Genomic DNA, 11936 nt, shown 5'->3' on the forward strand with positions numbered 1-11936 from the left:
TTAAACAAATTATTGTATTTGCTCTATAAAATTAATATTTAAGCAATATATGATAATCTTTAATATAGAATGCCTAACTAAATATCAATAAAAATTATAAAATAAAAAGCAAAATATTTTACTTTTATATGCAGTTGTTTTATAATATATCAATATAATTTTTCAGGAGTTTTAAATGCCTACTTTAAAAACAAGCATATCAGGAATAAGAGGAATAATAGGAGACGGCTTAGATATAAGAGCTGTAGTGGATTATACAGCTGCATTTGCATGTCTTTTTCCAAAAAAAGCTAAAGTTTTAGTTGCAAGAGATACAAGGATAACAGGAGAATCTATATTAAATGCTGTTGCTTCAACTTTAATGGCATCAGGTATAAATGTAATAGATATAGGTATAACTCCAACCCCAACAGCCTTATATATGGTGGAAAAACTTAAAATACATGGCGGTATAATGATATCTGCAAGCCATAATCCTATAGAATGGAATGCATTAAAACTTATAGGTAAAGGCGGACATTTTTTAGATGAAAAAGCAGTTAATGAACTTATGAAACTTTATGATAAAAAGTCATCAAGATTTGTTAAGGCACTTGAAACAGGTACTTATGAAAAAATAGATAATGCTATAGAAGAACATATCAAAAGAATATTAAGATGGATAGATGCCGAAAAGATAAAAAATGCCAATTTTAAAGTTGCATGCGATTATGTTAATGGAACGGGTTTATTTGCAACTCCTCCCCTGCTTAAAGCATTGGGAGTTAAAGAAATTTCCATCAATAAAGAACATACAGGAAAATTTGCCCATATTGCAGAACCTTCTGCTGCTAGTATGAAAAGTTTATCTGATTTAGTTAAGAAGAATAAAGTTAATATAGGATTTACTCAAGACCCTGATGCTGACAGACTTGCATTAGTTCTTGATGACGGTACTATAATAAGCGAAGAATATACTTTAGCTCTATGTGCTAAATATTTATGGCTTGTAGGCAAGGGAAATGCTGCTGTAAACTTATCTACTTCAAGAATGATAGATGATTTGGCTAAAGAAAAAGGATATTCTGTAGATAGAACAAAAATAGGAGAAATTAATGTTTCTTCACATGTTGTAAAAAATAAATTATACTTTGGAGGCGAAGGAAACGGAGGTATAATAGTTCCGGCTGTTACTCCGGGAAGAGATTCACTTTTGGGTATAGCATTAATATTGGAATTAATGGCAAAAACAGGTAAAACTATTAGTGAACTTGTAAATGAAATACCAAAATATGAGATAGTTAAAGAAAAATTGGAAGTTTCAAAAATAGATGAAGATAAATTCTTAAAACAAATTAAAGAAGAGTACCCTAAAGCTAAAATAACATCTATTGACGGTATAAAAATAGATTTGGAAGAAGGCTGGCTCCATGTCCGTTCATCAAATACAGAACCTATAGTAAGAATTATCGCTGAAGCTAAAAGCAAAAAAGAAGCTAAAGATTTAATTACTGCCGCTATGAATATGATAAAAGGAGTAAAGCCTTCTGTAAAACCTACAAAAGAAACAAAATCAAAAGAATCTAAAAAAGAGGTTAACAAAAAAACTAAAAAATAATATTATTAATAAATATAAAAAACTTTGGAAAATTATAATTCCAAAGTTTTTTTATACTTCGACTTTTAAACCAAAAAAGTCGAAAATTTTAAAATGATATTTTTCGCTTGACAAATTCAATATATTTTGTTTTAATATAACATATATTTGAATAATAAATTTTTTTGTCAAATATCTATATCTTTATATGCTTCAAAAAGGGTAAATATGGACTTAAATCTTAAAAATAAAACAGCTATAATAACAGGTTCAAGCAGAGGAATAGGTAAAAAAATAGCAGAAACTCTAGCAAAAGAAGGAGTTAATGTTGTCATTACTGCTACAAACTTTGATAAAGCCTCTCAAGTAGCCGATGAAATAAAATCATCTTTCAATGTAGAGACTTTAGCAATTGCACACGATGCAAAATCCAGCGAATCATGTAAAGATGTGATCGCTAAAACAATAGAAAAGTTTGGATCTATCGATATACTTGTAAATAATGCCGGAATCACTAAAGATATGTTGGTGCTTCAAATGGACGATAATGCTTGGAATGATGTAATATCTACAAATCTTTCAGGTACTTTCTATATGTCAAGAGAAACTGCTAAAAATATGCTTAGAGCTAGAAAAGGCAAAATAATAAATATATCCAGCGTTATAGGAAAAATGGGAAATGCCGGACAGGTTAATTATTCTGCTGCTAAAGCTGGAATCATAGGAATGACAAAATCTATGGCTAAAGAATTTGCCCCTAGAAATATATGCGTAAATGCTATAGCTCCGGGATTCATACAAACAGATATGACAGGAGTTTTACCAGAAGATACTGTAAAAGGTATTATGAGTATTACACCATTAAAAAGATTAGGTACTCCTGAAGATGTAGCTAATTTGGTATTATTTTTAGCTTCTGATATGAGCAGTTATATTACAGGAGAAGTCATAGCAGTTGACGGCGGTATGTCAATGTAAAATCAATAAAATTATAAAGCTTATAATGTGCTTATATGCACTTTATTAAAAAAATAATAAATAAATATAAATAACTAAGGAGATTAAAAATGGCATTAATCGATGAAATTAAAGATGTTGTTGCTAATCAATTAAACATCTCAGACAAAAGTAAAATCACTGATACAGCTTCTTTCGTAGATGATTTAAACGCTGATTCGCTTGATTTAGTAGAATTAATCATGGAATTAGAAAAACGTTATGAAATCAAAATTCCTCAAGAAGATCAAGAAAAAATTAAAAATGTAGCTGATGCTGCTAAATACATTGAAGAACATAAAAAATAATTATACCATTTAATTTCCCGTAAATAGAATCATATCTTTTACGGGAAATTTTTTGATATAGTTCAAAATCATAGGAGTTTTATATATGAGTGAACGCAGAGTTGTAATTACAGGACTCGGTATAGTAAGTTCTCTTGGAAATGATGTAAAAACATTTTGGGATAACTTGCTTAATGGTGTTTCTGGAATAAAAACATTAAGTAAATATTTTGATCCTGAAAAAGAACAGCTTATTACCAAAATCGGTGCTGAAGCTTTACCATTAGAAGGTGATTATTATTCTGATAAAAAAATGTTAAGAAGACTAGACCCTTTTATTAATTTTGGAATATATGCCGCTCATCATGCATTTAAGCAGGCTGGTATAGAACCTAAAACAGGATTTGATCCTTTAAGAGCCGGATGTGTTCTTGGCAGCGGTATTGGCGGTATGACTACTCTTTTATCTAACCATCAAGTTTTACTTAATGACGGACCTAGCAGAGTATCGCCTTTTTTTGTACCTATGCAAATAATCAATATGACACCGGGTTTAATATCTATGGAATATGGTATGAACGGACCTAATTACAGTACAGTTACTGCTTGTGCTTCTTCAAATCATTCTATAGGTTTAGGCTACAAACATATTAAAGATAATGAAGCTGATATTATGGTAGTTGGAGGTTCTGAAGCTACTATTAATCCTCTTACTATAGCTGGTTTTAATAATGCCAGAGCTTTATCTACTAGAAATGATGAGCCTTCAAAAGCATCAAGACCTTTCGATAAGGGAAGAGATGGTTTTGTTATAGCTGAGGGTGCCGGTATATTAATACTTGAAGAGTATGAACATGCCAAAAAAAGAAATGCTAATATAATTGCTGAAGTTTGCGGTTATGGATTTACTGCTGATGCTAATCATATCACTGCTCCTTTAGAAGACGGTGCTATGGGAGCAAGAGCTATGTCTTTAGCTATTGAAAGTGCTAAAATCTCACCTGATAAAATCAGCTATGTTAATACTCATGGTACTTCTACTCCTGTCGGAGATATTGCTGAGATTAAAGCTATTAAAAAGGCTTTAGGCGAAGATCATGCTAAAAAAATAAAAATTAACTCTACAAAATCTATGACAGGTCATGCTTTAGGAGCTGCAGGCGGTATAGAAGCTATTGCTACTATTATGAGTATGATTGATGGTAAGGTACACCCTACTATTAATGTAGAAGATCAAGACCCAGAATGCGATTTAGATGTTGTTGCTAATACTGCTCAGGATTACAAAATAGAATATGCTATAAGTAATTCTTTCGGTTTCGGCGGACATAATGCTTCTATAGTATTCAAAAAAATATAATAAAAAATTATAAAAATAATAAGTTCTGTTTTTTATGAAACAGGGCTTTTTTATTTGTGAAATAAATTTCACTTATATTACAATTTAATTTATATACCAATATTAATATGGAATAAGACTACAAAATATAATATTAATAAAAAGCCATGCTTCAAATAGAAACATGGCTTTTCATCTAAACTAAATAAATATTTATTATTATTTATTCATTAAGTAAATATTTGTTCTCTAAAAGTTTTAAAGGCTTGCTCAAATGTTTTGCTATAAATCCTACTAAAATTGCTGCTATTATAGTACCTTCCCTAACCCCTTCTAAATGACCTAAAAATACCAAAACTGTTACTAAAGAAATCAATACTAATACAACATCAAACATAATTTTTGTATTGCCGAATTTTAAAGGAAAAACTTTACATATAGCAAGTACAACACCTTCACCCGGAGTAGTTACAAGTTTTGCCATAATTTCTATGCTCACTCCTACTCCTACCAAAATTATTCCAATAAAACATAATATCCATTGCTGAAAATAATTACTGTATGTTATATCTTTTATTAAAGAACCGCTTATATCTATCATTATACCAAACAAAACAAGTGCTGGTACTTGAAAAAGCTGAAATGGATTATACTTTTTTCTAAGAAGCAATATTTGTGTTAGTATAAATACAAGATTAATAATAATTGTAGTTTCTCCTACAGAAAGCCCTGATATACAGCTTGTAACATAAGGTACGCTTGAAATAGGGGAAGTACCAAGCGATGCCTTAATAGAAAAGGCTATACCCAAAGACATAATATAAAGTCCTATTAAAAGTATTATAGTTCTTTCTATAATATGCTTTTCTAAAATTTTCTTAAACATAAATTAAACTCCTTTTAATGAATTACACATCTCAATCAATAGTTTTTTTAATTTTTCTTTATCTTTTTCTGATAATTTATCAGTAGCTATATTCTCAGCATCTTCAAATATTTTTTCCATCTTCTTTGAAACCTCTATCCCCTTTTCTGTCAAAGATACATAAAGAGAGCGTCTGTTTCCTTCTCTTTGCCTCCTCTCTATAAGACCAGATTTCTCCATACCAAGCAGTATGCTCCCTACTGTTGCCTGCTCTATTTCGAGATAGCTGGCTATAGTCTTTTGATCAGCCTCTTCAAATCTAGATAAAAAATATAATATTTTAGGCTGCCCTGATGTAAGCCCTATCTTATTTGCCTCGTACATTACCTTACGGGCAAACATAGAATTGGCTTTCATTAATAAATAATGCAGATTCTCCAATAGTAAGTATCCTTATAGTAAGTATTCTTATAATAAGATAGCTTATTATACACAAAAATATAAATAAGTCAAGCAATATATACACCATATAGGTATATTCAAAAAAATAAAAAAAGGTATTGACTTTTAATAAAGTTAGAGTATACTAATTAAACAAATTATAAATATAAGCGAGGGGAAATAAATATGTCAGTACAAGAATTAAAAACAGATAATTTTGAAGCAGCTATATCTGGAGATAAAGCAATATTAGTTGATTTTTTCGCTGAATGGTGCGGACCTTGTAAAATGCAGACTCCTGTATTACATAAAGTAGCAGATCAATATTCTGATAAAATGAATTTCGGAGCTGTTGATGTTGATGCTGCTGAAGAAGTTGCTGCTAAATACGGAGTTCAGTCTATACCTACTCTAATGGTATTCAAAGGCGGAGAAGTTATTAAAAGAGCTGAAGGAATGAAAAATGAAGCTCAATTAAAAGATTGGTTAAAAGAATATCTATAAGAAAATATTTTATTTTTAGCCTAATTTTATTAAAAATTAGGCTTTTATTTATTATAAATTGATATATAATTCTCAATTATATTATAAAATTTAAGGTATAATATATGCTTAATACTAATAATAAATTGATAGAAAATATATCAAATGAATTTAATATAGAAAATAATGAATCTGAAAGCATCATTCAAAAATTATTCTCAAAAATAACATCATCTATTTTAAATGGAAATAGATTTTATATTTATAAGCTTGGAATTTTAAGTTTAGATGAAAATAATAACATTATATTAGATAATGAAGATGAAAATTTTGATGAATCATTGGAATCTTTAAACGTTACAAATAATAATATAAAAAATATTTTTTTGGAAAAATCTATATATAAAAGCATATTCAAAAATATAGCTGATATATCAAAAGAAGAAGATGTATATATAAAAGACTTCGGAACTTTTTCAAATAAAAACTTTGAAGCTGATAACTATTTAAAAAATAAAATAAAAGAATTGCATAGTAATGAAATAGCAGAAGACATATTAGATGAATTAGATAGCCAAATAAAAAATAAAAAACTAAGTTATAACAATGATGATAATGAAATTGAAGAAATTATTGAAATTACAGACGAAAATAAGTATGAGGAAAATAAAGACGAAGAAAATAAATCTATAGATAACAATATTGTGGGAAATATATGGAAAAATTATAATTCTATAGATTTAAATAGTATGATAAAAAAGCTAAATGAAGAAAAAGAAAACAATAATGATTTATCCGATAATAATAAAGATGATTATCCCGAAATGAAAGAATATTCTAAAGAAGAACTGCTTGATATTAATCATTTTGATAAAGAGGATTTAGAGTACAATGATGATAATACAAATAGTAAATACTATAGAGAAGAAAATAACTTATTAGAAGTAAATATACAAAAGGAATTATTAAATAATAAAGAAATACCAAACACTAATATTAAAAAAACAGGAAATAAAACTATGAATAAAAATAATTTTAAAATAAACAAAATGCTGCTTGTAGGTATAATGAGAGTAATACTCATTATCATAATAATATTTATACTTGGTATAGCATCATCAATATATTTCAGCAGCAATAAAGTAATATCTGATAATAGTATAGAAAATAGAAAACTTTATGATATAGTTAATGAATATTTTAATGAAATAGATTCTGCCAACTTAACATATATCACATCAAAAGATATGTATTATTGGGATATAGCAAAAACTTTATACGGAGATGCCACATATTGGCCTTTAATATATGCTTACAATAATGATAAATTCAAAATAAGCAATGTTATAAGAAAAGGAAGCACTATATCGTATAGAAATATTCCAGATTTTTATTCTATAAAAGATATAAAATACTTAAATAATACATTATCAAAGTCCTATATATATGTTTATCCTGTACTAACAAATGACAATAAATATAATCATGCATTATGGGCATTAAAATTATCAGCATATTATGATTTGAATGTATTTAAAAACAATTCAAATATTATACCAAAAGATATATATACAGAAATATTAAATAATAACAATACAATAAGCACCACATATAATGATCTTATTAAATATGGTCAATTAAATGAAAATATAGTTTTATCTATTTTTGATATTATAAAGGAATCATTAGGAATAAAAAAATGAAAGTTGTAACTACAGAAGATCTAATTAATATAGACAAAAAAACAATAGAAAAAATACCTTCCATACTTCTTATGGAGCATGTAGCCAGCGAAATATTTTATTTACTTGTAAAAAGACATAGAAAATTATTATATCAAAAGACAGTTTATATTTTCTCATCTGTAGGAGGAAACGGAGGAGATGGGCTTGCAATAGCTAGGTATTTAATAAAAAATGGATATGAGGTTAAGATATATATCACAGGAAATCTTGACAGAGTTAATAAAGATACATATTCCAATTTTAATATATTAAAATCTATGAATATAGATATTAATTACTTAGGAAGCGAAGAAGATGTAATATCAGCCGCTGAAAATATAGAAAGAAAATCTATAGTATTGGATTCATTATTCGGCACAGGCGGAAACAGACCATTGGAAGGAATACAAAAAACACTTATAGATAGTTTAAATAAATTAGATGTTCTTAGAATAGCAATAGATATACCTTCAGGATTAGCCTCAAAAATAAATGACTATGACAATGTACATGTTTGTTTTAAAGCACATGAAACTTACACAATATGTTTTGCTAAAGATATATTCTTTTTATACAGAACTAGAGAATATATAGGAAAATTATTCATAATAAAATCAATATTCCCTAATGAAATACTAAATAATTGGGGATATAAGGCTAAATTAATAGATTATAATGAGAAAATACATATAAATAGAAACTCACTATACAGCAAGAGAGAACAGGGAATGCTTGCTATAGTAGCAGGAAGCAATAATTATATAGGAGCTGCTGTTTTAGCTGTAAATGCCGCTTATAGATTAGGGGTAGGATATATACGGATGTATGTACCTAAAGGTATAGTTAAAAATATAAGAGATGCTGTAATACCATCTATGCCCGAAATTGTTATTATAGGAGTTGGAGAAGAAAATCAGCAATTCTTCACAGAAAATGATATTGAAATAGTAAATGATATAAATAAAAGCGATGCTTGTATAATAGGTTCCGGCATAGGCAGAGATATGTCCACAGAAATTTTTGTAAACAGCATATTAAAGCAAATAAATATACCTACTGTCATAGATGCCGATGCTTTATATTTAATGTTTGAAAGCACTCTTAATGAACTTAAAAATAATTTTATAATCACGCCTCATATATATGAATTTGAAAAACTTACACAAATAAATCATATAGAAGCATTAGAAAATCCATATCAGGCATTACTTAGATATAGACAAAAAACAAATGCTTCAATAGTATTAAAAGATGCCGTAAGTTTCCTAATGTATGAAAATGATATATATATAAATTATAATCCTAGAGAATCTATGGGAAAAGCTGGTATGGGAGATGTTTTTGCAGGATTTATAGGAGCTTTGCTTGCCAGAAGATTAAATATACTAGATGCTTCAAAATTGGCATTGATAATACAGGCTAAATCTTTTAATATACTATCAAAAAAATTCGGAAATGACTATATTCAGCCTAAAGATTTAGCAGATATTTCATATAAAATACTAAAAAGGATATAAAATTTTGCCTAGAGAAGTTTACGACCCTAAACAAAAAGAATTAGAATTCTATGCTAAAAGAGATATAAAACATCCCGCTCCTAAAAGAGAAGTAAGCATATTTGCAAGAAGATGGTTTATGTTTTTATACGGTACCTTTCTAACATTAGCAGTGATTGGTATGCTTTTGTATAAAAAAGGTTTCTTTAATAATATACCATTATTTGAAGCTTTAAAGCCTAAAACTGATGTAATAGTAAAAATTAATAAAGCACAATATGTTAATGATGCTATAGTAACAACCATAGAACTTGAAAATTCTAATTATACTAATTCTGAAAGCATAGAAATACTGAGAGCTTCTTTTTCATTGTATAAATATAGAAAATTAATATTTTCAAGTGATCGTTCTTTTAATAATATAAGATTCCCTGTAGGTCAAAGAATAGGATTTAATCTGAACTTTGATAAAAATTATTGGAAAGAAGCAAATAAACTAGAAATAATACTTCAATTTGATAATAATCTAATCAAAACCAATAGTATAAATACTAGAAAGATAAAAATAAATCAGTAAACTACAAATTATTAAAAATTACTTTTAATAAAATTAATTATTGATTAGAAAGAGTATTTGTATTTTCCATAGTTGGAGCAGCATTAGTAGGTGCTGTTAATGGAGCTGCAGTATTTGCTGTATTATTAGCAGGAGTATTTGCAACATTTTCAAAAGCAGTTTTCTGAGTGCTTATAGCAACAGATATGAGTAAAGCTCCTACTATAAATATAGTAGAAAGAAAAGTAGTAGCCTTACTTAAAGCATTTCCTCTTTGGCTTCCCAAAACATTAGCCTGAGCACTTGAAAATAAACCTTCAGCTTTACCGCCTTGTATAATGATTATCAATATTAATAGTACACATATTATAGAATAAACTATGATTCCTAAAGTTAGTAAAGCGTTCATATATATTTTTCCTTAAAATTAATTTCTTATATCATAAAGACTATTTTGTTGCTGAAAATTATATCATTATAAAAAATATTTTTCAAGCATAAAACTATTAATTTTATTGCAGAAATATGGTATTATGTAAATAAAAAAATATTTTTATTAGTAAATTTAAATTTTTTCCGTTAATACTAATAAGGACTATAATATAATGGCAGGTACTTTATAATGGCTGTAAAAAAAACAGATACTAAAAAAACTTCATCAGAAGCAAAAACTACAGGCAGAATTTCATACAAAGAATTATCTGAAGAATTAAAATTAAAATTGCAGCAGTCTGAAGAAAAAATTGCTGAACTTAATAAAAAATATAAAAAAGTAGTAGATATACAAAAAAAGAAAATAGAAGACAAATATAAAAAAATAATAGAAGATTTAGAGGCAAAAAAATCTATCCCTGCTAAAAGTCAAAGCAGTAATGCTGAAATAAATAAACTTCAAAAAAGATTAGAAAAATTAGAAAAAACCAATCAAAAACTTGAAGAAGAAAAAAGAAAAATAGAATTAAAAAATGAAGAACTTAAACTAAAAGCAAAAGAAACTGTAAAATCAAAAACTGAAACTGCATCAAAAACTGCTAAAACAGACAGAGAAGCTCTAAAAGAAATTAAAGCATTAAAAGAGCAGTTATTAGAATCAGAACAGGAAAAGAAAGAATTAAAAGCAAAATTGAAAGAAGCCGTAGCAGATTTAAAAAATGCTAAGAAAAATACAAATAAGCTGTCTAAAGAAGATAAAGAGCAGTATAAAGAAAATTTAAAAATATTAAAACAGATAGAAAAAGAATCAAAAGCATTAGATAAAAAAAGAGAACTCTTAAAAAAAGAAGAAGAAAAACTTAAAGAAATAAGAGGTGATATAAAAAGTTCTGCTAAAGATATAGCCTCTACAATGAAAAAAAGCTATATTACAGATGATGATGATGAAGCAGATAATGAAGGAAGCGGTGATTTACTTTCTAATATGAATGCAAAAACAGAAGAAGGTATTACAAAATTAGCTGCTTTATTATGTGCCGCTATGGACGATTACAGAGAGCAGAAAGAAAAAGAAAGAGAAGAAGCTGAAAAAACATCTGAGGAAGTATCGGTTTTATCTGAAGGGGAAGAAAGACTAAACAGAGCCTCTGAAGAATTAGAAAATCTAGTTGAAAACAGACTTGAAGACTCTGACAGCACAAAAGATGAAAATTTAAACAAAAGACCTTTCACTATAATAGATAAAATAGAAAATAGCCGCGTGGAAATAAATGAAGGCTATACTCCTCCTACAGGCGGACAGTCTATGGTAGCTTCTCCAGATTCTGATCAGCAAATAGGACAGCCTCCTCAAGCTCAGCAGCCTAATATTACGGTTAAAGTTGAAGCTCCTAAAGAAAGTGCTAAATTGGCTAAGCCTGAATCTCAATTAAAACCAGCAAGTGAAACCCCTACTATGAGAATGAAGCTCTTAGATGATATAGATGATTATGAAAAGAAACTTGTAATTACTTATGGTTTTGATAATATGCCTGAAAATACTTACTATTCTAAATACAAAAGAATATTAAGAAATGCCGCAAGAATAAGTTTATTTGGTAATTTGCAGGAAGGACTTGAAATGTTCAAACTTATAAGAGATCAGAATATACCTGACGAATATAAACAAATGATAGATAAAAATATACAAGATATTACCTATTATTTAAGAGGATTGCATAGAGTTAGAATGGAATAAATA

12 protein-coding genes are annotated in these 11936 nt (G+C 27.9%); 9 read left to right on the forward strand and 3 right to left on the reverse strand.

Going from position 1 to position 11936, the window contains the following annotated elements; translation table 11 throughout:
• The first annotated feature begins 175 nt into the window (after positions 1–175).
• The 4 genes from glmM to fabF all read left to right on the forward strand — a co-directional run bounded on the left by glmM (position 176) and on the right by fabF (position 4219).
• Positions 176–1597, forward strand: a complete 1422-nt coding sequence (gene glmM / locus BFL38_RS05925) for a phosphoglucosamine mutase (RefSeq protein ID WP_069726195.1) — start codon at positions 176–178, stop codon at positions 1595–1597.
• Positions 1598–1804: 207 nt separating this feature from the next.
• Positions 1805–2554 carry a 3-oxoacyl-[acyl-carrier-protein] reductase gene (gene fabG, locus BFL38_RS05930; protein WP_069726196.1) on the forward strand — a complete coding sequence of 250 codons (750 nt, stop codon included), beginning with the start codon at positions 1805–1807 and terminating at the stop codon, positions 2552–2554.
• Between the two features lie 89 nt (positions 2555–2643).
• On the forward strand, positions 2644–2880 hold the full coding sequence (gene acpP, locus BFL38_RS05935; RefSeq protein ID WP_008724300.1) for an acyl carrier protein: 237 nt from the start codon (positions 2644–2646) through the stop codon (positions 2878–2880).
• Between the two features lie 85 nt (positions 2881–2965).
• Positions 2966–4219 (forward strand): beta-ketoacyl-ACP synthase II, encoded by a 1254-nt coding sequence (gene fabF, locus BFL38_RS05940; RefSeq protein WP_069726197.1) that lies wholly within the window; start codon positions 2966–2968, stop codon positions 4217–4219.
• Positions 4220–4421: 202 nt separating this feature from the next.
• Here the strand turns inward: fabF and BFL38_RS05945 are convergent, their stop codons facing one another.
• Both BFL38_RS05945 and BFL38_RS05950 read right to left on the reverse strand, forming a co-directional pair.
• Positions 4422–5084, reverse strand: a complete 663-nt coding sequence (locus BFL38_RS05945; RefSeq protein WP_069726198.1) for a YczE/YyaS/YitT family protein — start codon at positions 5082–5084, stop codon at positions 4422–4424.
• A gap of 3 nt (positions 5085–5087) precedes the next feature.
• The gene (locus BFL38_RS05950) at positions 5088–5480 is read right to left on the reverse strand and encodes a MarR family winged helix-turn-helix transcriptional regulator (protein ID WP_069726199.1); all 393 of its coding nucleotides are present in this window, start codon (positions 5478–5480) and stop codon (positions 5088–5090) included.
• Positions 5481–5690: 210 nt separating this feature from the next.
• Between BFL38_RS05950 and trxA the strand changes: the two genes are divergently transcribed.
• The 4 genes from trxA to BFL38_RS05970 all read left to right on the forward strand — a co-directional run bounded on the left by trxA (position 5691) and on the right by BFL38_RS05970 (position 9784).
• Positions 5691–6008: a thioredoxin gene (gene trxA, locus BFL38_RS05955; RefSeq protein ID WP_008727069.1), complete on the forward strand. Its 318-nt coding sequence runs from the start codon at positions 5691–5693 to the stop codon at positions 6006–6008.
• A gap of 104 nt (positions 6009–6112) precedes the next feature.
• Complete coding sequence (locus BFL38_RS05960; protein WP_069726200.1) at positions 6113–7690, forward strand: LysM peptidoglycan-binding domain-containing protein; 1578 nt, start codon at positions 6113–6115, stop codon at positions 7688–7690.
• Entirely contained in the window at positions 7687–9228 is a 1542-nt protein-coding gene (locus BFL38_RS05965) for an NAD(P)H-hydrate dehydratase (RefSeq protein WP_069726201.1), read from the forward strand. The genes BFL38_RS05960 and BFL38_RS05965 overlap by 4 nt, the downstream gene beginning before the upstream one ends.
• A 4-nt stretch (positions 9229–9232) precedes the next feature.
• Complete coding sequence (locus BFL38_RS05970; RefSeq protein WP_069726202.1) at positions 9233–9784, forward strand: hypothetical protein; 552 nt, start codon at positions 9233–9235, stop codon at positions 9782–9784.
• Between the two features lie 37 nt (positions 9785–9821).
• Here BFL38_RS05970 and secG read toward each other — a convergent pair whose 3' ends face one another.
• Complete coding sequence (secG, locus tag BFL38_RS05975) at positions 9822–10172, reverse strand: preprotein translocase subunit SecG (RefSeq protein WP_069726203.1); 351 nt, start codon at positions 10170–10172, stop codon at positions 9822–9824.
• A 213-nt stretch (positions 10173–10385) separates the two neighbouring features.
• Between secG and BFL38_RS05980 the strand changes: the two genes are divergently transcribed.
• Positions 10386–11933, forward strand: a complete 1548-nt coding sequence (locus tag BFL38_RS05980) for a coiled-coil domain-containing protein (protein WP_069726204.1) — start codon at positions 10386–10388, stop codon at positions 11931–11933.
• The last annotated feature ends 3 nt before the right edge of the window (positions 11934–11936 follow it).

This window comes from Brachyspira hampsonii (assembly GCF_001746205.1).
GTDB lineage: Bacteria > Spirochaetota > Brachyspiria > Brachyspirales > Brachyspiraceae > Brachyspira > Brachyspira hampsonii_B.